General features: G+C 70.2%; 15 protein-coding genes. 8 read left to right on the plus strand and 7 right to left on the minus strand.

From position 1 onward, the window contains the following. Positions 1 to 14: 14 nt before the first annotated feature. The 3 genes from AC3EGR_RS04730 to purL are packed head-to-tail and all read right to left on the minus strand — an operon-like array spanning position 15 to position 5,381. On the minus strand, positions 15 to 1,001 hold the full coding sequence (locus tag AC3EGR_RS04730; RefSeq protein ID WP_488545286.1) for a Bug family tripartite tricarboxylate transporter substrate binding protein: 987 nt from the start codon (positions 999 to 1,001) through the stop codon (positions 15 to 17). Beyond that, complete coding sequence (locus AC3EGR_RS04735; RefSeq protein WP_488545287.1) at positions 998 to 1,414, minus strand: chorismate mutase; 417 nt, start codon at positions 1,412 to 1,414, stop codon at positions 998 to 1,000. The genes AC3EGR_RS04730 and AC3EGR_RS04735 overlap by 4 nt, the downstream gene beginning before the upstream one ends. A 7-nt stretch (positions 1,415 to 1,421) precedes the next feature. Further along, positions 1,422 to 5,381: a phosphoribosylformylglycinamidine synthase gene (gene purL, locus AC3EGR_RS04740; protein WP_488545288.1), complete on the minus strand. Its 3,960-nt coding sequence runs from the start codon at positions 5,379 to 5,381 to the stop codon at positions 1,422 to 1,424. Between the two features lie 104 nt (positions 5,382 to 5,485). On the opposite strand from purL, the gene map reads away from it, so the two are divergent. The 3 genes from map (at position 5,486) to AC3EGR_RS04755 (ending at position 10,043) form a co-directional block, all read left to right on the plus strand. After that, positions 5,486 to 6,289 (plus strand): type I methionyl aminopeptidase, encoded by an 804-nt coding sequence (map, locus tag AC3EGR_RS04745; protein WP_488545289.1) that lies wholly within the window; start codon positions 5,486 to 5,488, stop codon positions 6,287 to 6,289. Then, positions 6,289 to 8,916 carry a [protein-PII] uridylyltransferase gene (locus tag AC3EGR_RS04750; RefSeq protein WP_488545290.1) on the plus strand — a complete coding sequence of 876 codons (2,628 nt, stop codon included), beginning with the start codon at positions 6,289 to 6,291 and terminating at the stop codon, positions 8,914 to 8,916. Before map ends, AC3EGR_RS04750 begins: the two co-directional genes overlap by 1 nt. A 110-nt stretch (positions 8,917 to 9,026) precedes the next feature. Then, the gene (locus tag AC3EGR_RS04755) at positions 9,027 to 10,043 is read left to right on the plus strand and encodes a Bug family tripartite tricarboxylate transporter substrate binding protein (protein ID WP_488545291.1); all 1,017 of its coding nucleotides are present in this window, start codon (positions 9,027 to 9,029) and stop codon (positions 10,041 to 10,043) included. Positions 10,044 to 10,138: 95 nt separating this feature from the next. Here AC3EGR_RS04755 and def read toward each other — a convergent pair whose 3' ends face one another. Further along, positions 10,139 to 10,678, minus strand: coding sequence for a peptide deformylase (def, locus tag AC3EGR_RS04760; RefSeq protein ID WP_488545292.1), 540 nt, complete (start codon positions 10,676 to 10,678; stop codon positions 10,139 to 10,141). A 364-nt stretch (positions 10,679 to 11,042) separates the two neighbouring features. Here def and AC3EGR_RS04765 point away from each other — a divergent pair, with 364 nt between their 5' ends. The 5 genes from AC3EGR_RS04765 to AC3EGR_RS04785 are packed head-to-tail and all read left to right on the plus strand — an operon-like array spanning position 11,043 to position 15,045. Continuing rightward, positions 11,043 to 11,909, plus strand: a complete 867-nt coding sequence (locus AC3EGR_RS04765; protein WP_488545293.1) for a phosphate/phosphite/phosphonate ABC transporter substrate-binding protein — start codon at positions 11,043 to 11,045, stop codon at positions 11,907 to 11,909. A gap of 2 nt (positions 11,910 to 11,911) precedes the next feature. After that, on the plus strand, positions 11,912 to 12,985 hold the full coding sequence (locus AC3EGR_RS04770; protein WP_488545294.1) for a hypothetical protein: 1,074 nt from the start codon (positions 11,912 to 11,914) through the stop codon (positions 12,983 to 12,985). Beyond that, entirely contained in the window at positions 12,982 to 13,821 is an 840-nt protein-coding gene (locus AC3EGR_RS04775; protein ID WP_488545295.1) for a phosphate/phosphite/phosphonate ABC transporter substrate-binding protein, read from the plus strand. The genes AC3EGR_RS04770 and AC3EGR_RS04775 overlap by 4 nt, the downstream gene beginning before the upstream one ends. 5 nt (positions 13,822 to 13,826) lie before the next feature. Then, the gene (locus tag AC3EGR_RS04780; RefSeq protein WP_488545296.1) at positions 13,827 to 14,270 is read left to right on the plus strand and encodes a c-type cytochrome; all 444 of its coding nucleotides are present in this window, start codon (positions 13,827 to 13,829) and stop codon (positions 14,268 to 14,270) included. After that, on the plus strand, positions 14,251 to 15,045 hold the full coding sequence (locus tag AC3EGR_RS04785; RefSeq protein ID WP_488545297.1) for a cytochrome b/b6 domain-containing protein: 795 nt from the start codon (positions 14,251 to 14,253) through the stop codon (positions 15,043 to 15,045). Before AC3EGR_RS04780 ends, AC3EGR_RS04785 begins: the two co-directional genes overlap by 20 nt. Before the next feature lie 7 nt (positions 15,046 to 15,052). Here AC3EGR_RS04785 and ligA read toward each other — a convergent pair whose 3' ends face one another. Genes ligA through smc form a run of 3 tightly spaced genes read right to left on the minus strand, consistent with a single transcriptional unit; the run spans position 15,053 to position 21,730 of the window. Next, positions 15,053 to 17,128 (minus strand): NAD-dependent DNA ligase LigA, encoded by a 2,076-nt coding sequence (ligA, locus tag AC3EGR_RS04790; RefSeq protein ID WP_488545298.1) that lies wholly within the window; start codon positions 17,126 to 17,128, stop codon positions 15,053 to 15,055. Positions 17,129 to 17,133: 5 nt separating this feature from the next. Beyond that, positions 17,134 to 18,177 carry a cell division protein FtsZ gene (locus tag AC3EGR_RS04795; RefSeq protein ID WP_488545299.1) on the minus strand — a complete coding sequence of 348 codons (1,044 nt, stop codon included), beginning with the start codon at positions 18,175 to 18,177 and terminating at the stop codon, positions 17,134 to 17,136. 37 nt (positions 18,178 to 18,214) lie between these two features. Further along, positions 18,215 to 21,730 carry a chromosome segregation protein SMC gene (smc, locus tag AC3EGR_RS04800; protein ID WP_488545300.1) on the minus strand — a complete coding sequence of 1,172 codons (3,516 nt, stop codon included), beginning with the start codon at positions 21,728 to 21,730 and terminating at the stop codon, positions 18,215 to 18,217. Between the last annotated feature and the right edge of the window lie 40 nt (positions 21,731 to 21,770).

Below are 21,770 nucleotides of genomic sequence, written 5' to 3' on the forward strand. Positions count from 1 at the left end.
CGCCGCGACCAGGATCAGTCGATCGTCGCGCCCGAGCGCTTGATCACCGGGCCCCACTTGGCCAGTTCCGCCTTCATGAAGGCCGTGAACTGCGCCGGCGTGCCGGGCTCGGCGTCCATGTACTGCGCCTTGAGTTTCTCGTTGGTGGCGGGATCACGCATGGCGGCCACGAACTCGTGGTTCAGGCGTTCGATGATGGGCGCCGGCATTCCGGCGGGAGCCACGAGGCCGATCCAGGCGCTGCCGTCCATGGGCAGGCCGGCTTCGCGGAAGGTCGGCACCCCCGGGATCTGCGGCACGCGCCTGGCCGTCGACACGCCCAGGGCCTTGAGCTTGCCCGCCTGCACCTGCGGCATCACCGCCAGCGGCGCCAGGCTGACCATGTGCGTGTCGCCCTGCAGCACGCTGGTGACGGCCGCCGGCGACGATGCGTAAGGCACGTGCACGACGAAGCTGCTGGTCAGCGTCTTGAGCATCTCCATCGACAGGTGCGACAGGCTGCCGACGCCGATGGAGGCGTAGTTGTACTTGCCCGGATTGCGCCGCAGCAGGTCCATCAGCTCCTTGAGCGTGTTCACGCCCAGGGACGGACTCACCGCCAGCACGTTGGCCTGGTGCACGCCGAAGGTGATGGGCGCCAGGTCCTTGAACGGGTCGTACGGCATCTTCTTGTACAGCACGACGTTGTTCACCAGCGGGCCCGTGATGGACGCACCTATGGTGTAGCCGTCCGGGGCCGCCTTCGCCACCAGGTCGGTGCCGAGGTTGCCGCCGGCGCCCGGCTTGTTGTCGATCACGACCGGTTGCTTGAGCCCTTGCGAGGCCCGGTCGCCGACGATGCGCGCGAACACGTCGGGGGTGGAGCCCGCGGCGAAGGGCACGACGAGGCGGATCGGCTTGGACGGGTAGTCGCCTTGCGCGAGGGCGGCGGTCCACGGCGCGCCCAGCAGGGCGGCGGGCGCGGCGGCAAGGGTCTTCAGGAGGCTTCGGCGTTGCGTCATTCTCGGGGGTCCTGGGGAGAAGCGATGGCTTCGGTCTGGCCGAAGTACGTTTGCTCGCATGCAATATACCCGGCCACGAGAGACCGGTACGCCGACTCCACCACGTCGGGCAGGCCCTCGAAGCCGCCGTTGAAGGACGGGTTGTGGCGCTCGGCGAGCGCCCGCACGCGCGCGAACACCTGCGCCTGCCGCGCGGGGGCGCTGACCTGGAAGGCATCGCGCTTGAAGCGGGCGGCGTCCTTGACCAACATCGCACGCGCCGCCAGCAGCTGCACGACGGCGTCGTCGATGCGGTCGATCTCGCAGCGGATGCCGGCGAGGTTCGCCGCCAGCGGCCGATAGGCCGGGTCCCGGAAGCGGCGCACGGGCGCGCCCTGCGCGTCGGGCTCGCGCAGTGGGTCTTGTTCGTTCATGGTGTGCTCAACCCACCCATCGGCGGGCGTTGTGCCAGAGTTGCATCCACGGGCTGTGGGCCGAGAGGTCGCCCGACGTCCAGGACATCTGGATGTTGCGGAAGACGCGCTCGGGATGCGGCATCAGGGCGGTGAAACGGCCATCCGCCGTCGTCACCGCGGTCAGCCCGCCGGCGCCCCCGTTCGGGTTGAACGGGTAGCGCTCCGTCGGCTGGCCGTGGTTGTCGACGAAGCGCATGGCGCGGATCACCCGTGCCTCGTCGCCGCGCTGCGCGAAGTTCGGGTAGCCCTCGCCGTGCGCCACTGCGATCGGCAGGCGCGCGCCGGCCATGCCGCGGAAGAACAGGCTGGGCGACTCGAGCACTTCGACCATCGCCAGCCGCGCCTCGAAGCGCTCGCTGCGGTTGGTGGTGAAGCGCGGCCAGGCATCGGCACCCGGGATGATGTCGGCCAGCTCGGCGAACATCTGGCAGCCGTTGCACACGCCCAGGCCGAAGGTGTCGCCGCGGGCGAAGAAGTCGCGGAACTGCGCGGCGAGCACCGCGTGGAAGGTGATGCTGCGTGCCCAGCCGATGCCGGCGCCCAGCGTGTCGCCGTAGCTGAAGCCGCCGCAGGCGACCACGCCGCGGAAGTCCTTCAGGTCGTGGCGGCCGGCCTGCAGGTCGGTCATGTGCACGTCCACCGCGTCGAAGCCGGCCTGGGTGAAGGCGTAGGCCATCTCGACGTGCGAATTGACGCCCTGCTCGCGCAGGATGGCGACGCGGGGGCGGGAGAGCTGGAGGGCGGGAGCGCCCCCGGCGAGGGCCTGCGGCAGGAAGACATGCAAGCCGGGGTCCGCCGGATCGCCCGCAGCGGCGTGTTCGCTGTCCGCGCAGGCCGGGTTGTCGCGCTGCTGGCAGATCCTCCAGCTGACGCTGTCCCATACCTGGTGCAGGTCCGCCAGGTCCGCGGCGAACACCGTCCTGGTGTCGCGCCAGACCTGCACCGCGCCCTTGCCCACGGCTATGGTGGAGGCTGCCGGCCGGGTCGTGCCGACGAAGTGGCTGTGGCGCGAGAGGCCGTGCGCGCGCAGCACCTGCATCACCTCGTTGCGCTCGGCGCTTCGCACCTGCAGCACGACGCCCAGTTCCTCGTTGAACAGCGCCTTGAGCGTCAGCTCCTCGCGCCGCGGGCCGACCTGCGCCGCCCAGTTCTTCGCGTCGCCGTATTCGGCCCGGCTGTCGCTGATGCCGTCGCCTTCGGTGACCAGCAGGTCCACGTTCAGGGCCACGCCGACCTGGCCGGCGAAGGCCATCTCGCAGGCGGCGGCGAACAGGCCGCCGTCGCTGCGGTCGTGGTAGGCCAGGATGCGGCCTTCGCGGCGCAGCGCGTTCACCGCATCGACCAGCCGCACCAGGTCCTGCGGGTCGTCGAGGTCCGGCACCTCGCCGCCGGGCTGCTCCAGCACCTGCGCGAGGATGCTGCCGCCCATGCGGTTGCGGCCCTTGCCCAGGTCGACCAGCACGAGCGTCGTGTCCTGGTCGCGTTGCAGCTGCGGCGTGAGGGTGCCGCGCACGTCCGGCACGCTCGCGAAGGCGCTCACGATCAGGCTCACCGGCGAGGTCACCTTCTTGACGGCGCCGCCTTCGCTCCATTGCGTACGCATGGACAGGCTGTCCTTGCCCACCGGGATGGAGACGCCCAGCTGCGGGCACAGTTCCAGGCCCACGGCCCGCACCGTGTCATACAGGGCCGCGTCCTCGCCCGGCTCGCCGCAGGCGGCCATCCAGTTGGCGGAAAGCTTCACGCGCGGCAGCGTGATCGGCGCGGCCAGCAGGTTGGTGATGGCCTCGGCCACCGCCATGCGTCCCGACGCCGGAGCGTCCACGGCGGCGAGCGGCGTGCGCTCGCCCATGCTCATGGCTTCGCCCGCGAAGCCTTGGTAGTCGGCCAGCGTCACGGCGCAGTCGGCCACGGGCACCTGCCACGGTCCGACCATCTGGTCGCGGTGGGTCATGCCGCCCACGGTGCGGTCGCCGATGGTGACGAGGAAGCGCTTGGAAGCGACCGTGGGATGGCTCAGGACGCGAATGGCCGCATCCTGCAGCGCGATGCCGGTGAGGTCCAGGGCAGGCACTTCGCGCGCCACGCGCCGGACGTCGCGGTGCACCCGCGGCGGCTTGCCGAGGAGGACTTCCAGGGGCATGTCCACTGGAGTGTCCGCGCCTTCGTCGGCCACCACCAGTTGCCGTTCCTGCGTTGCCACGCCGACCACCGCGAAGGGACAGCGCTCGCGCTCGCAGAAGCCGCGGAACTGCGCCAGCGACTCGGGCGCGATCGCCAGGACGTAGCGCTCCTGGCTCTCGTTGCACCAGATCTCCTTGGGCGCGAGGCCGCTTTCCTCCAGCGGCACCTTGCGCAGGTCGAAGCGCGCGCCGCGGCCGGCGTCGTTGGTGAGCTCGGGGAAGGCGTTGGACAGGCCGCCGGCGCCCACGTCGTGGATCGCCAGCACCGGATTCTTCTCCCCCAGCGCCCAACAGGCGTTGATCACTTCCTGCGCGCGGCGCTCGATCTCGGGGTTGCCGCGCTGCACCGAGTCGAAGTCGAGGTCGGCGGTATTGGTGCCCGTGGCCATCGAGGAAGCGGCGCCGCCGCCCATGCCGATGCGCATGCCCGGACCGCCCAGTTGCACCAGCAAGGTGCCTGCCGGGAACGGGATCTTGTGCGTGAGGCCCGCGTCGATGAAACCGATGCCGCCCGCGATCATGATGGGCTTGTGGTAGCCGCGGTCCACGCCGGCGACCTGCTGCTCGTACTCGCGGAAATAGCCCAAAAGGTTGGGCCGGCCGAACTCGTTGTTGAAGGCCGCGCCGCCCAGGGGGCCCTCGGTCATGATCTCCAGCGGGCTGGCGATGTGCTCGGGCTTGCCGAACTTCGCGTCCCACAGCCTGGACACGGTGAAGCCGGTCAGGCCCGCCTTGGGCCGCGCGCCGCGGCCGGTGGCGCCCTCGTCGCGGATCTCGCCGCCGGCGCCGGTGGACGCGCCCGGGAAAGGCGAGATCGCCGTCGGGTGGTTGTGGGTCTCCACCTTCATCAGCACGTGGTGCGTCGCCTGCGTGCCCGCGTAGAGCCCGCCGTCGCCCGGCACGAAGCGCTCCACCACGTGGCCTTCCATCACCGAAGCATTGTCGGCATAGGCGACCACCGTGTGCTGCGGGTGCGTGCGGTGGGTGTGCCGGATCATGCCGAACATGCTGTGTTCCTGCGGCACGCCGTCGATCGCGAAACTGGCGTTGAAGATCTTGTGCCGGCAGTGCTCGCTGTTCGCCTGCGCGAACATCATGAGCTCCACGTCGGTCGGGTTGCGCTCCAGCGCGGTGAAGGCCTGCACCAGGTAATCGATCTCGTCCTCGGCGAGCGCCAGCCCGAAGCGGCGGTTGGCCTCCTCCAGCGCCGCGCGGCCGCCGCCCAGCACGTCCACGTGCTCCATGGGCTGCGGCTGCAGTTCGGTGAAGAGGTGGTGCGCCTGCTGCAGGCCCGCGACGACGCTTTCGGTCATGCGGTCGTGCAGCAGCGCCGCGACGGCCTCCAGCTGTGCGGGCTCCAGCGACGCCTTGCCCCCCAGCCAGCCGGACGCCATCTGCAGCCGGTATTCGACGGCGCGCTCGATGCGGCGCACGGCCAGGCCGCAGTTGTGGGCGATGTCGGTGGCCTTGGAGGCCCAGGGAGAGACGGTGCCCAGCCGCGGCGTGACGACCAGCAGCGGACCCTGCTCCGGGCCGGCGTAGGGCTCGCCATAGGTCAGCAGCGCTGCCAGCCGCTCGCGTTCGGGGCCGGCCAGGGCGTGGTCGCTGGCCACCAGGTGCACGTACCGGGCGGCGATGCCGGCAATCCGGGGCTGGACCGCCTGCAGGCGCGGCAGAAGTTGCTGGATCCGGAAGCCGCCGAGGGCCTGTCCGCCCTCGAACTCGGTGATGTGCAGGGACACGGTCTCAAGCCTGTCTGGGAGTGGAGCCTGACCGCCGCTGACTGGGGCGGGAGGAACCCGGCATTCTACCTGCGGGGAATTGCACGCTTTGGGATAATGGCTCCATGGGCATCACCTACAAAGACGAACAAGGCATCCAGGGGATGCGCACGGCGTGCCGCCTGGCCGCCGAGGTCCTGGACCACCTCACGCCCTTCATCAAGCCCGGCATCACCACCCGCGAGATCGACCGCCTGGCGGCCGAGCACATGAAGAAGCAGGGGTCCGTTTCCGCCACGCTGGGCTACCAGCCCTCGGGCTACCCGCCCTACCCCGCCTCGCTGTGCACCTCCGTCAACCACGTGGTGTGCCACGGCATCCCCAACGACAAGCCGCTGAAGAAGGGCGACATCGTCAACGTGGACGTCACGGTGATCAAGGATGGCTGGTACGGCGACACCAGCCGCATGTTCATCGTCGGCGAGGCGTCGATCGCCGCCAGGCGCCTGGTGCAGATCACGTACGACGCCATGTGGCACGGCATCACGCAGGTCAAGCCCGGCGTGCATCTGGGCGACATCGGCTGGGCCATCCAGAAATTCGCCGAAAGCAACGGCTTTTCCGTCGTGCGCGAGTTCTGCGGCCACGGCATCGGCCGCAACTTCCACGAGGAGCCGCAGGTGCTGCATTACGGCAAGCCCGGCACGCTGGAGGAACTCGTCCCGGGCATGACCTTTACCATCGAACCGATGATCAACGCCGGCCGGCGCGAGGTGAAGGAGTTCGGCAACGACGGCTGGACCATCGTCACCAAGGACCATTCGCTGTCGGCGCAGTGGGAGCACACGGTGCTGGTGACCGAGACGGGCTACGAGGTGCTGACCCTGTCCGAGGGCAGCCCGAAGCCGCCGGCATTCGTCCACGGCTGATGAGCGCCGCCGCCGTCCTGCAGCCTGAAGCCGCGGGCAACGGCACGGCGGCCAGCCGCGACGCCTACAAGGCACGCAAGGCGCAGCTGCTCGCGGCGCTGCAATCCGACGGCGGGTCCACCCGCAGCATCAAGGGCCTGCTGCAGGCCCTGGCCGACGCCGCCGGCGACACGCTGCGCGCCCTGTGGCAGGCCGCGGGGCTGCCCGCCGGCATCGCCCTGGTGGGCGTCGGCGGCTTCGGCCGCGGCGAACTCTTTCCCCATTCCGACGTGGACGTGCTGCTGCTGATGCCCGACGGCATCTCCTGCGAGCACGATGCCAGGCTCAAGCAGCGGGTCGAGACCTTCATCGGCAGCTGCTGGGACGCCGGCCTGGAGATCGGCTCCAGCGTCCGCACCGTGGACGAGTGCCTGGCCCAGGCTGCCGGCGACGTCACGGTGCAGACCTCGCTGCTGGAGTCCCGCCTGGTCACCGGCTCGCGCAAGCTGTTCACCGCCTTCCAGGAGCGCTTCCGGGCCCAGGTGGATCCGCGCGCCTTCTTCACCGCCAAGACGCTGGAGATGCGGCAGCGGCACACCAAGTTCGAGAACACGCCTTATGCGCTGGAGCCGAACTGCAAGGAGTCGCCGGGCGGCCTGCGCGACCTGCAGGTGGTGCTCTGGGTCGCCAACGCCGCGGGCTTCGGCAAGAGCTGGGACGAGCTCGCGCGCCGCGGCCTCGCCACCGCCTTCGAGGCCCGGCAGATCAAGCGCAACGAGGCGCTGCTGTCCACCATCCGCGCGCGGCTGCACGTGGTGGCGGGACGGCGCGAGGACCGGCTGGTGTTCGACCTGCAGAACGCGGTAGCCGAGTCCTTCGGCTACAAGGCGGTGATGCGCACGGACGGCCGCATGGTGGCGCGCGCCAGCGAGCGCCTGATGAAGCGCTACTACTGGGCGGCCAAGGCGGTCACGCAGCTGAACCAGGTGCTGCTGCTCAACATCGAGGAGCGCCTGAACCCCGCGGCGGCCGAAGCGCGGACCATCAACGAGCGCTTCTCGGAGAAGGCCGGGATGATCGAGGTGACGCGCGACGACCTGTACCTGACGAACCCGCGCGCCATCCTCGAGACCTTCCTGCTGTACCAGACGACGCCGGCCATCAAGGGCCTGTCGGCCCGCACGCTGCGCGCGCTGTACAACGCCCGCAAGGTGATGGACGCCGGCTTCCGCAACGACCCGGAGAACCACGCCACCTTCCGCGCCATGCTGATGCAGCCGCGCGGCATCACGCACGCGCTGCGGCTGATGAACCAGACCTCGGTGCTGGGGCGCTACCTGTGGGTGTTCCGCCGCATCGTCGGCCAGATGCAGCACGACCTGTTCCACGTCTACACCGTGGACCAGCACATCCTGATGGTGCTGCGCAACGTGCGCCGCTTCTTCATGGCGGAGCACGCCCACGAGTACCCGTTCTGTTCGCAGCTGGCGGCCGGCTGGGACAAGCCCTACATCCTGTACACCGCGGCCCTCTTCCACGACATCGCCAAGGGGCGCGGCGGCGACCACTCGGACCTGGGCGCGCGCGAGGTGCGGCGCTTCTGCCGCCAGCACGCGATCGCGGCCGAGGACTGCAAGCTGATCGAGTTCCTGGTCAAGGAACACCTGCTCATGAGCCGGGTGGCGCAGAAGCAGGACCTGGGCGACCCGGCCGTGATCGCCGCCTTCGCGCAGCGCGTGGGCAACGAGCGCTACCTCACCGCCCTGTACCTGCTGACCGTGGCCGACATCCGCGGCACCAGCCCGAAGGTGTGGAACGCGTGGAAGGGCAAGCTGCTGGAGGACCTCTACCGCTACGGCCTGCGGGCGCTCGGCGGCGGGGCGCCCGACCCGAAGGCGGACATCGAGACGCGCAAGCGCGAAGCGCTGGTGCAGCTGCAGCTGTTCGCCCTGCCCTTCGAGGCGCACAAGAAATTGTGGGACACGCTGGACGTGGGCTACTTCATGCGCCACGAGGCGGGCGACATCGTCTGGCACACGCGCCATGTCTCGCGCCACGTGGGCACGGCCAAGGTCCTGGTGCGCGCGCGCATCTCGCCCGTGGGCGAAGGCCTGCAGGTGCTGGTCTACACCAAGGACCAGCCGGACCTGTTCGCGCGCATCTGCGGCTACTTCGACCAGGCGGGCTTCAGCATCCTGGACGCGAAGATCCACACCGCCACCAACGACTATGCGCTCGACACCTTCCAGGTGGTCACGGCGATGATGCCGGAGCACTACCGCGAGCTGTGCAGCATGGTGGAGTCGGAGCTCGCCAACACCATCGCGGCGGCCGGCCCGCTGCCGCCGCCCAGCCGCGGCCGTGTGTCGCGCCGCGTCAAGAGCTTTCCGATCCCGCCGCGCGTGGACCTGCGCCCGGACGAGCGCGCGCAGCACTGGCTGCTGTCGATCTCCGCCAGCGATCGCGTCGGCCTGCTGTATTCGATCGCGCGCGTGCTGGCGCGCCACAAGCTGAACCTGCAGCTGGCCAAGGTGAGCACGCTGGGCGAGCGCGTCGAGGACACGTTCCTCATCGACGGCGCGGAGCTGCAGCAGAACCGGCGGCAGCTCGAGATCGAGACCGAGCTGCTGGAGGCCGCTGCCGGCTGAGGCGGTTTACGCCAAATTCCTAGCGGCGTTAGAACTTTCCGATCGGACCGTCCAGTAGCATCGCGAGCGCCCCGCTACGAGGGCATGACGACGTTGGAGAGGAACCCCGCATGTTGAAGTCCGCCGCGCGCCGCAGCTTCGTGCTGCTGGCCGTCGCCGCCGCGAGCACCGCGTTCGCACAGAAGCCCGCCGCCCCCGCTGCCAGAACCACGGCCGCGCCCGCGGCCCTGAACTGGCCCACGAAGCCGGTGCACATCATCGTCGGCTTCCCGCCCGGTTCGACCCCGGACCTGGTGGCGCGCACGATCGCCGAGCCGCTGTCCAGGGCGCTGGGCCAGCCCGTGATCGTCGACAACAAGGTCGGCGCCGGCGGCAACATCGCCGCCGACATGGTGGCCAAGGCGAACGACAACCACACGATCGGCTTCATGATCAACGGGAACATGACGATCGCCAGGATGCTGAATCCGGCCGTGCCCTTCGACCCGCTGAAGGACCTGCAGCCGCTGAGCCTCGTCGGCACTGCGCCGCTGATGCTCACCGCGCCGGCGAACGCGCCCGGCCTCGACGCGCAGGAGTTCTTCCTGGCCGCGCGCAACGGCGGCGACAAGTGGAGCTACGGCACGCCCGGCGTGGGCACCGTGGGCCACATCGGCATGGAGCTGCTCAAGACCAAGACGAACATGAACCCGGTGCACGTGCCCTACCCGGGCAACCCGCAGGTGATCAACGCGATGATCGGCAACCAGATCCAGCTCGCGCTGCTGCCGCCCGGTCTCGCCCAGGCCCAGGTCAAGGCCGGCAAGCTCAAGGCCATCGGCGTCACCTCGCTGGGCCGCAGCCCGCTCGCGCCGGACTTCCCCAGCCTCAACGAGCTGGGCATCCGCGGCTTCCAGCTCGAGATCTGGGTCGCCGCTGCCGCGCCCAGGTCCTTGCCGAAACCCGTTGCCGACAAGGTGGCCACGCTGATCTCCGAGATCACGCGCACCCCGGACGTGCGCGCCAAGCTGTTCCAGCAAGGCTGGCAGGCCGCGGGCACCACGGCCGAAGGCCTCGCCAACCGCGTCAAGTCGGACACCGCGGTCCTCGGTGGCGTGATCCTCATGCGCGGCATCAAGGCCGAGTGATGTCACCGGCCGTCCCGGGCCCCGCCCGGGATCCATGGGGCGTCTGATCCGGCGCCCCGTGGATCGCGGGACCCGCCCGCACCGACATCGCCCGTTCAGTCGTCCTCGCCCGCGTCCAGGCCGGGGAACAGGACCTCGGTGAACCCGAACTTGCTGAAGTCGCGCACCCGCATCGGGTACAGCTTGCCGATCAGGTGGTCGCACTCGTGCTGCACCACGCGGGCGTGGAAGCCGGCGGCCTCGCGCTCGATGCGCTGGCCGAGCGGGTCGAAGCCGCTGTAGCGGATCCGCTTCCAGCGCGGCACCGCGGCACGCAGGCCGGGGACGGACAGGCAACCCTCCCAGTCCTCCTCCTCTTCGTCGCCCACGGGCGTGATCACCGGATTGAGCAGCACGGTGCGCGGCACCGGCGGCGCATCCGGGTAACGCGGATTGGGCGTGTCGGTGCCGAAGATCACCAGCTGCAGGTCCACGCCGATCTGCGGCGCGGCCAGGCCGGCGCCGTTCGCGGCCTGCATGGTGTCCTGCATGTCCACGATCAAGGCGCGCAGCTCCGGGGTGTCGAAGGCACGTACCGGCTGCGCGACGCGCAGCAGGCGGGGGTCTCCCATCTTCAGGATTTCGCGCACGGTCATGCGGCGAGCATAACAACGCGCTGGGATGCGCTTCGCCGCATCCCCGGTGTGGCTGGAATGCGCACCGGCGACAAAACCGTGCGAATTGGGGAGGAAGTAGGAAATTCGACAGCCGTGCTGGCGCCGCTTAGGCAATCCGCCGAACACCCCCTCGGCGGCATCCCGCCCGTCACGGCAAACAGGCACGTTCAGTCCCGCAGGGTGTAACGCGGTGTTGGCCCTCCACACCGCTTGCAACACATTGCGCGTCCGCAGCGGGCCTGAAGTGCCTGCTGACCTGTCAGTCCTGACAGGGGACCTCCTTCCGCGTTCGTGCCGGCTGAGTCACATTCGGCGCAATGGCTCAGCCAGGGAGAAGAGAACGATGAGAACGGGAAGGGCAGCGCTGCGGCGTCGCGAGGTGCTGTTGGGCGGCCTGGCGGCAGCGGTCGCGGGTTTCGAAGTGCATGCACAGGGGACAGCCGCTCGCCGGCCGGCGACGCCCGAGCGCAGCTGGCGGCTGCTGATCAACGAAGCGTTCACGGGCGAATCGAACCTGTTCGTGCTCACCGCGCGCTACCGGCCGTTCGCGGACTACGTGAGCAGCCAGGTGCGCGAGCGCCCCAGCATCGCCGTCGAGCCCGTGGTGAACGTGACGCGCTTCCTCACCCTGGCGCAGGCCGACACCAAGCCGGAACTGGTGTTCGGCAAGTCCGTGAACCAGCTCGCCAAGCTCGTGCGCGACAACGGTTACCAGCCGGTCGTGCGTCGCGCGGATCCCTACAAGGCAGCTTTCATCGTGCCCAAGGATTCGCCGATCAGGACGCTTGCCGACGCGTCCCGCCTGAAGGCCAAGGTGATCATGCCGGACGAGATGGCGGCCACGACCGCGGTGGCGCGGGCCGAACTGCGCCGGCAGAGCGCGGACCAGGTCCAGGTCGTGCACACGCGCTACCAGGAGGCCGTGGCGCAGCAGATCGCCAACGGCTTCGCGCAGGTGGGCGTGGTCAATCCCACCATCGCGCGCAAGTGGGCCGAGGACGGCGGCCGCGTGCTCGCCGAGACGCAGCCGGTGGTGAACTGGTCGGTGCTGGCCTCGCCGCGCATGCCCGCTGGCGAAGTCGCGGAGCTGCGCGCCTCCCTGCTCGCGATGAATGCACAGCCGGAGCTCATGGGCGGCCTGGGCATCAAGCAGTGGGCCGCCGCGGAGCGCCAGGAGTACCTCGCATTGCTGGATTACACGAAGGAGTGAGCATGACCTTGTCCCCCCAGCGCTTCCTGGCCGGCATCGCGGCGACCCTTGCCCTCGCGGGCGGGGCGCGCGCGCAGCCGCAGGACGTGCCGGTGCCGCCGGCCATCCAGGCCATGGCGCGCACCGTGGCGGCTGAACTCGCGGCGCGCTGCCCGCTGGCGGACCCGGCCGACGTCGCGGCCTTCGCCGCGTGCCGCGCTGCCCTGTACGGCAGCAGCGCGCTGCGTGCGCAGTTGCCCGCGGTGCTGCTGTGGGGCCGGCAGAACCCGAACCCGAAGGTCACGCTGCGCCAGACCAACCTGACGCAGTTCTCGCCCGACACGTGGACGCACCTGTACGCGCCGCTGTTCATGTTCAACGGCAACCACAAGGTGGAGTGGGTCGCCGACGAGCGCAAGTTCGTCATCCGCCTGGAAGCGGCCTTCCGCAACCGCCTGCCGCCCGGCCAGTTCCCCTATCCGTTCTGGCACGAAGAGGCCAAGTGGTCCACCTACGAGAACGCCAACGGCGTGCTGCTGTGGGTGGACGGGGCCACGAGCCGCATCCAGGCCGCGCAGTTCACGCGCCGGGCCGACAACCCGCCGCTGCAGGCCGTGCAGCACGTGCAGCACGAATTCGGCGGCAGCTGGATGTGGACCGATGCCAAGGGGCAGGCGCAGCCCGCGGTGACCCTGTTCGACGGGCTCTATCGTCCCGAGAACCCTTACCTGCGCGCGCTGGACCGCCAGTACCGCGACCTGGCGCTGCAGCTGCGCGAGTCGCAGTGCGCCTCCTGCCACGTGCCGAACAACCCGGACAAGATGAGCCGCCTCGTGCTGCTGTCCACGCCGGCCCATGCCGCCGGCGAGATCGACCGCCTGATCAAGTCGGTGCGCGAGGACCGCATGCCGATGGACGAGAACCGCATCAGCTATGCGCTCTCGCCCGAGAACAAGCAATGGCTGCTGGAAAGCGCGGAGGCCTTCCGGGCCACCGTGCACTCCGCCCGCCAATGGGAGACCGATGCCGCGCGTGCCGCGGCGCCGGTCGCGTGGCAGCCCGCGGTCGCGGGAACGTCGAGGGAGGGGAGCAAATGAAGAAGATCGATGCCATGGGCGGCCTCAGCCGCCGCACGCTGTTGCAGGTCGGCGGAGCCGCCGCCCTGTGCTCCGTTCCCGTGGGCTGGGCGCAATCCCCGGCCCCGGGCCGGCTCCTGATCAACGAAGCCGTGACGGCGGACCTGAGCATCTCCATGCTCGCACTGCGCTACCGCGCGTGGGCGGAGTACCTCGCGCCGCAGCTGAAGATGCGGCAGATGCTGGTGGACCCCATCATCGACATCCGCCGCTTCGTGCAGCAGGCGCTGGGCGACGACAAGCCCATGATCGTCTTCGGCAAGTCGGTGAACCAGCTGTCCAAGCTCGTTCGCGACCACGGCTACCAGCCGCTGGTGGCGCGCTCGGACCCGTACCGCGCCGCCTTCATCGTGGCGCGCGACTCCAACGTGCGCGACCTGACGCAACTCGGCGGCCGCAAGCTCCTGATGCCCGACGAGAGCTCGGCGACCACCGCGGTGGCCAAGGCTGAACTGCGCGTGCGCGGCGTGCGCGAGCCCTACATCTCGCACACGCGCTTCCAGGAGAGCGTGGCCGCCGCCGTCAGCGCGGGCATGGCGGAAGCCGGCGTGGTCAATCCCACCATCGCCCGCAAGTGGAAGGAAGCCGGCGGCACCGTCGTGGGCGAGACCCAGCCGGTCGTCAACTGGTCGGTGCTGGCCTCGCCCAAGGCGCCGCCGGAGCTGGCGCAAAAGCTCACCGAGACGCTGCTCGCCATGAACGGGCAGCCGCAGATGCTGGCCGAGATCGGCGTCAAGCAGTGGCAGAAGGCGGACCGCAAGGAGTACCTCGCCCTGCTGGAGTACACGGGGGAATGAACACCATGCGCCGCCTGCTCCTGGCCGCCCTCGCCGCCGGCCTTGCGCTGCCCGCGGCCGCGCAGTTCGCGCGGCCCGAGGAAGCCGTCAAGTACCGGCAGGCCACCTGGCTGGTGCTGAACCAGCACTTCACCCGCATCGGCCTGGTGACCCGCGGCCGCCTGCCTTTCGACGGACGCGCCGTGCTCCGCGACGCCGAGGTGGTCGAGACGCTGGCGCGCCTGCCCGCCGCGGCCTTCGGGCCTGGCACCGACCTCGCGAGCGACCATGCCCGTCCCGAGATCTGGACCGAGTCGCAGCGCTTCCGGGAACTGGGCGACCACCTGGTCGCCGCGGCCGGGAAATTGACCGCCGCGGCCCGCACGCAGGACCTCGACCAGATCAAGGCCGCCTACGGCGCCGCCGCGAACACCTGCAAGGAGTGCCACGATGCCTACCGTAGCCACTGACGACACCTCCTCCCTGCGCAGGAGCCGGGCAATTCCGGCCGCCGTCCCGATCGCGATTCCGGGCCCGATCGGGGTCCCGGTTCCCATCCCGGACACAAGACCGGTCGCCCTGCCAGAGGGCCTGGTGCGCGTGCGGGTGTGGGACCTGCCCACCCGGGTGTTCCACTGGTCCCTCGCCTCGGCAATTGCCGGTCTGGTGGTGACCGGCTACGCGGGCGGCGCGTGGATCGACTGGCATGCCCGCATCGGCTCGCTGGTGCTGGCGCTGCTGATGTTCCGCGTGCTGTGGGGCTTCGTCGGCGGCAGCTGGTCGCGCTTCGCCGTCTTCGTGCCCACGCCGGCGAAGCTGAAGCGCTACCTGCGCGGCGAGGCCGGGCCCGATGCCGAAACCGGCCACAGCCCCCTGGGGGCGCTGTCGGTGCTGGCGATGCTGGCGGCGGTGCTGCTCCAGGCCGCGAGCGGGATGATCAGCGACGACGGCGCGGGCTTCACCGGCCCGCTGAACGCCTTCGTCTCCGGCGCCACCGGCCTGTTGGCCACCGCCTTGCACAAGGACGTCGGCCAGTGGGTGCTGCTGGCCCTGGTGCTGCTGCACGTGCTGGCCATCGCCTGGTACCGCATCGTCAAGCGCAAGCGCCTGGTGCAGGCCATGGTCAGCGGCGACAAGCTGCTGCCCGAGGCCGCCGCGACGCGCTCGGTACGCGACAACGCCGGCACCCGCGCGCTGGCGCTGACGCTGTTCGTCGGATGCATGCTGGTGGTCAGCAACTTCTGAAGGAACTTCAGGCGCCGGCGAGCAGCCGGCGCAGGCCTTCTTCGTCGAGCACGGCGACGCCCAGTTCGCGCGCCTTCTCCAGCTTGCTGCCCGCCTCGGCGCCGGCGACGACATAGTCGGTCTTCCTGCTCACCGAGCCGGCCACCTTCGCGCCCGCGGTTTCCAGCAGTTCCTTGGCCTCGTCGCGCGAGAGCGTGGGCAGGGTGCCGGTGAGCACCACGGTCTTGCCGGCAAGCGGCTGGGGCGCCCGGGCGACCGGTTCGCTCTCCTCCCAGTGCACGCCGCAGGCGCGCAGCTGCTCGATCACCTCGCGGTTGTGCGGCTGCTGGAAGAAGGCGTGGATGCTCTCGGCGACCACGGGGCCGACGTCGGGCACCTGCAGCAGCTGTTCGACGCCGGCATCCATGATGGCGTCGAGCTTGCCGAAGTGGCGTGCGAGGTCGCGCGCCGTGGACTCGCCGACGTGGCGGATGCCCAGCCCGTACAGGAAGCGCGGCAAGGTGGTGGACTTGGAGTGCTCCAGCGCGGCCAGCACGTTCTGCGCCGATTTCTCGCCCATGCGCTCCAGCGCGACCAGGCCCTGCAGGCCCAGCCGGTACAGGTCGGGCAGCGTGCGGATCACGTTGGCCTCGACCATCTGGTCGACCAGCTTCTCGCCCAGGCCTTCGATGTCCAGCGCGCGGCGCTGGGCGAAGTGCAGGATGGCGTGCTTGCGCTGGGCGCTGCAGAACAGGCCGCCCGTGCAGCGGTAGTCTGCCTCGCCCTCCTCGCGCACGGCGGCGGAGCCGCAGACCGGGCAGGTGCGCGGCATCGTGAACACGCTGGCACCTGCCTGGCGCCGGTCCGGCACCACGGCGACCACTTCCGGGATCACGTCCCCTGCCCGCCGCACGATGACCGTGTCGCCGACGCGCACGTCCTTGCGCCTGGCCTCGTCCTCGTTGTGCAGCGTGGCGTTGGTGACCGTCACGCCGCCGACGAACACGGGCTGCAGGCGCGCCACCGGCGTGAGCTTGCCGGTGCGGCCCACGTACACGTCGATCGCCTCCACCGTCGTCATCTGCTCCTGCGCCGGGAACTTGTGGGCCACGGCCCAGCGCGGCTCGCGCGTCACGAAGCCCAGCTGCTTTTGCAGCGCCAGCGAGTTCACCTTGTAGACCACGCCGTCGATGTCGAAGGGCAGCTGGTCGCGGTCGCGGCCCACGCCCTGGTGGTAGGCGATCAGGTCGTCGGCGCCGTGGGCGAGCACCACGCGGTCGGACACCGGCAGGCCCCAGCCCCGGAAGGCCTGCAGCACCTCGTGGTGCGTCTCGAAGGCCGGACCGCCCTCGATCTCGCCCCAGCCGTAGGCGTAGAAGCTCAGGGGCCGCTGGCGCGCGATGGCCGGGTCGAGCTGGCGCACGGCGCCGGCGGCGGCGTTGCGCGGGTTGACGAAGGTCTTCTCGTTCCTGGCGCCGCGGGCGATCTTCTCGCGCTGCTGCTCGTTCAGGCGTTCGAAGTCGTCGCGGCGCATGTAGACCTCGCCGCGCACTTCCAGCACCGGCGGCGGCGCGCCAGCCTTGCCCCCGGACGGGAGCGGGTGCAACCTGAGCGGGACCTGGCCCACCGTGCGGATGTTCTGGGTCACGTCCTCGCCCACCTCGCCGTCGCCGCGCGTCGCGGCCTGCACCAGCACGCCGTGCTCGTAGCGCAGGTTGATGGCCAGGCCGTCGAACTTGAGTTCGGCGACGTAGTCCACGGGCGGATCGCCTTCCTTCAGGCCCAGCTCGCGCCGCACGCGCGCGTCGAAGTTGCGCGCGCCGCTGGCCTCGATGTCGGTCTCGGTGCGGATGGACAGCATCGGCACCCGGTGGCGCACCTTGGTGAAGCCCTCCAGCACCTTGCCGCCCACGCGCTGCGTCGGCGAGTCGGGGGTGAGCAGCTCGGGGTGCTGCGTCTCCAGCGCCTGCAGCTCGCGGAACAGCCGGTCGTACTCCGCGTCGGGGACCTCGGGTGCGTCCAGGACGTAGTACTGGTGGTTGTGGTGGTGCAGCAGCTCGCGCAAGGCGTCCGCGCGTTCCCGGACCTGGGCGGGGACACTCATGGCGGTCAGGAGAAAAGGCGGCGCGCCTGGTCGCTGCCGGCCGACAGGTCGCGCGCGTCCAGGGTGTCGTACAGCTGTTCCAGGCTGGCGCCGATGGCGTCCAGCGCCTCCGGCGGGATGACGCGGCCGTCGTCGTCGGTGATGAGGCCGTCCATGGCCGCGGCCAGCGCGATGGCCGCATCGCGCATGCGCACGAAGGGCTGCTCGGCGCGCGGCACGTGGGTCACGTCCAGGCTCAGGGTGAGGTCGCGGATCGCCGAGTGCGAAGGATCGTCGGCCAGCGCCGCCTGCGTGGAGAAGGACAGGCCCAGCACCGGCGGCACGCCCGCGGCGGAAGCTGGCAGCACCAGGCGGCCGGGAATCGCACCGGCGACGAAGCCGATGCGCGAGGCGTTCTGTTGCACGTAGCCGGGGCTCCAGGCCGCATTGCGCGCGCGCAGGGTGAAGCTCAGTTGCGCGTCGTGGCTGCCGGCGAACTGGTCCAGCTCGCGCGCCCGCCCGACCTCGTCGCGCATTTCCGGGAATTCGGCCGAGCCGTTGATCGCGTCGGCGAACGCCTGCGTCTTCACCACGAACTCGGAGAACTCGATGTCGTTGAGCGCGCCGCTGCGGTTGGCCAGCTGCACGCCGGACTGGAAGGCGGTGTAGCGCTGGCCCGGCCGGGGCGTCTCCCACTCACCGCCGGCTTCGTTGCGGCCTTCGATGGCGAAAGGCTTGCTGCCGGCGCGGCGGGTCGGCGGCAGCGCGGCCAGCGCGGCCTCGCCGGACACCACGCTGTCCACCGTGATCTGCGCCAGCGCGTCGATCAGGCCGTCGAGGCCGGGCCTGCGCTCGGGCAGCGGCAAGGGCGCGAGCGGTGCGTCCGCCGCCTCCTCGTCGAAGACCGGCTCGGTGCGTTCCTGCCGGGCGTCCGCCGGCGCCTGCGCGGCGGCCACCGCCACTTCCGGCTGGCGCGGCGTGTTGCGCCGGGTCGTCCATGCATTCCAGGCCACCAGCGCGGCGAGGAGCAGGCCGCCCAGGATCGCGAGGCCGAGGGTGAAACTGCTCATGCGCCCTCACCCCGCCCTGGTGCGAAGCGCCGCGCGATCATGCGGTTTCGGCCATCGAAACCGCGGACTCCATGTCCACCGCCACGATGCGCGAGACGCCCTGCTCCTGCATGGTCACGCCGATCAGCTGCTCCGCCATTTCCATGGCGATCTTGTTGTGGCTGATGAAGAGGAACTGGGTTTCCTTGCTCATCGCGCTCACCAGCTTGGCATAGCGCTCGGTGTTGGCGTCGTCCAGCGGCGCGTCCACCTCGTCGAGCAGGCAGAACGGCGCGGGGTTGAGCTGGAAGATGGCGAACACCAGCGCGATCGCCGTGAGCGCCTTCTCGCCGCCCGAGAGCAGGTGGATGGTCTGGTTCTTCTTGCCCGGGGGCTGCGCCAGCACCTGCACGCCGGAGTCGAGGATTTCCTCGCCGGTCATCACCAGCCTGGCGTTGCCGCCGCCGAACAGCTCCGGGAACATGCGGCCGAAGTGCTCGTTGACGGTCTGGAAGGTGCTGCCCAGCAGCTCGCGGGTTTCGCCGTCGATCTTGCGGATCGCGTCTTCCAGCGTGACCATGGCTTCGTTCAGGTCCTTGGACTGCGCGTCCAGGAACTGCTTGCGTTCGCGGGCGGTGCTCAGTTCGTCCAGCGCCGCCAGGTTCACCGCACCGAGCGCGTTGACCTCGCGGTGCAGGCGGTCGATCTCGGACTGCAAGCCCGCCAGCCGCACGTTGCCCGCGTCGATCGACTTGGCCACGGCCTCCAGGTCCGCCTGCGCATCGGCAAGCAGCTGCGCGTACTGCTCCAGGCCCAGGCGCGCGGCCTGTTCCTTCAGCTGCAGGTCGGTGATGCGCTGGCGCAGCGGGTCGAGCTCGCGCTCGAACTGCAGGCGGCGCTCGTCGCTGGCGCGCAGCTTGGCGGTGAGGTCGTCGTACTCGCTGCGCTTGGCGCCCAGCACCTGCTCGCGCTCGGATTTCAGCTGCAGCGCGGTCTGCAGGCCGGCCTGCGCGGCGGCGTCCGTGAGGCGTGACAGTTCGGCCTGCGCGCGCTCCTGTTCGGCGGCGATGCTCGTGGCCTGCTGCGATGCGGTTTCGATGGCGCGCTGCAGCTCGCCCTTGCGCGCTTCCAGGGCGCGCTGCGAGAACTGCGCTTCCTGCGCCTGGCGCTCCAGGCTGCGGTGCTGCTCGCGCGCTTCGGCCACCTTGCGCTCGGCCTCGATCACGCGTTCGTCGAGCTGGGCATGGCGCTCCTGGCTGTCGGCCAGCTGCATGTCCAGTTTCTCGAAGCGGCCTTCGGCGGACACGCGCCGCTCCTGCAGTTCCTCCAGCAGCGCGTCGAGTTCCGCCATGTCGCCGGCGATCTGCTCGCTGCGGGCGCGGGTCTGTTCGGCCAGCTGCGTCAGGCGCAGGCTCTCCACCTGCAGTTCGTGGGCGCGGCCCTGGGTCTCCGCCGCTTCCCGCCGCGCCACCGTCAGGCGCTGCGAGGCGTCGCTGTACGCGGCTTCCGCCCGCACCAGCGCCGAGCGCGCTTCCTCGGCGATCAGCACCTGCGCCCGCAGCTGCTTTTCCAGGTTCTCGATCTCCTGCTGGCGCGCGAGCAGGCCGGCCTGCTCCGTGTCCTGCGCGTAGAAGCTCACGCTGTGCGCCGTCACGGCATGGCCGGACTTGACGTAGATGGCCTCGCCGGCCTGCAGCTTCTCGCGCGCGGCGAGCGCCTCTTCCAGGGTGGGCGCCGTGTAGCAACCGTGCAGCCAGTCGGCCAGGAGCGCCTTCTGGCCGGCGTCGTTCAACCGCAGCAGATCCGCCAGGCGCGGCAGCGCGGCCGCCGCTTCCGGCGTGGCCGCGGAGGGCGCATGGTAGAAGGCCAGCTTGGCCGGCGGCGCGTCGCTGGCGAAGGCGCGCACCATGTCCAGGCGCGAGACCTCCAGCGAAGTCATGCGCTCGCGCAAGGCCGCTTCCAGCGCGCTCTCCCATCCCTGCTCGATGTGGATCTTGGTCCACAGGCCCTGCAGGCCGCCCAGGCCGTGCTTGGCCAGCCAGGGCTGCAGCTTGCCGTCCGTGCGGACCTTTTCCTGCAGCGCCTTGAGCGCTTCCATCCGGGCCGACAGGTCGGCCTGGCGCGCGCCCTGCCCGTTCACGTCCTGCTGCCTGGCGCGGCGGTCTTCGTCCAGCTGCGGCACCTGCTCCTGCAGTTCGTGCAGGCGGGCATCGGCCGTTTCCGCGGCTTCCTGGGCCGCCTGCAGCTGCTGCTGCAGGTTCACCAGGCGCTGTTCGTCGGGCGCGGCGAGCGCATTGCGGTCGGTGACGAGGCGCTCGCGCCGCTGGTTCAGCTGGCGCGACTGCTCCTCGATGTTGCGCTGGTCGGCGGCCAGCACCTGGATCTGCTGCTGCACCTGGGCGACGGCGCCGCGCTGTTCGGACGAGCGCTGCTGCGCCTGGCGCAGGGCCTCTTCCAGGTCCGGCAGCTGCAGGCCCTGCTCCTCCACCTGGGCCGCGAGCAGCACGGACTTTTCCTCCGCCTCCATGCCCAGGGCCGCGAGGTTTTCGGTCTCGGCCTCGGCTTCTTCCTTGCGCGCGGCCCATTGCGCGCTCTGTTCCTTCAACTGCACCAGGCGCTGCTCCACCCGCTGGCGGCCTTCCACCACGAAGCGGATCTCGGCTTCCAGCCGGCCGACTTCGGCGCTGGCTTCGTAGAGCTGGCCCTGCGCCTGGTTCACCTGGTCGCCCGCGGCGTAGTGCGCCTGGCGTATGGTTTCCAGCTCGCTTTCCACCCGGCGCAGGTCGGCGACGCGCGCCTCGAGGTCGTTGACCGCCTTGTCGGCATCGGCCTTGACGCGGCCCTGGTCCACCTCGGCTTCGGTGCGCTTGAGGAACCAGAGCTGGTGCTGCTTGAGCGTCACGTCCGCCTGCAGCCGGTTGTACTTTGCAGCCACCTCGGCCTGCTTCTCCAGCTTCTCGAGGTTGGTGTTGAGCTCGCGCAGGATGTCTTCCACGCGCGTGAGGTTCTCGCGCGTGTCGTGCAGCCGGGTCTCGGTCTCGCGCCGGCGCTCCTTGTACTTGGACACGCCCGCGGCTTCCTCGAGGAACAGGCGCAGCTCCTCGGGCTTGGATTCGATGATCCGGCTGATCGTGCCCTGGCCGATGATGGCGTAGGCGCGCGGGCCCAGGCCCGTGCCCAGGAAGACGTCCTGCACGTCGCGCCGGCGCACCGGCTGGTTGTTGAGGTAGTAGCTGGACGTGCCGTCCCGCGTCAGCACGCGCTTGACGGCGATCTCGGCGAACTGGCTCCACTGGCCGCCGGCGCGGTGGTCGGCGTTGTCGAACACCAGCTCGACGGAGGAGCGCGACGCGGGCTTGCGGGTGTTGGTGCCGTTGAAGATCACGTCCTGCATGGACTCGCCGCGCAGTTCGCTGGCCTTGGACTCGCCCAGCACCCAGCGCACCGCGTCCATGATGTTGGACTTGCCGCAGCCGTTGGGGCCGACGACGCCCACCAGCTGGCCGGGAAGCATGAAATTGGTGGGTTCGGCGAAGGACTTGAACCCGGAAAGCTTGATCGATGTGAGCCGCACGGCCTCTGGTCCCCACTCACTGCTGATTTGAGGCGGGATG

It is taken from the genome of Ramlibacter sp. G4-7, from assembly GCF_057784995.1.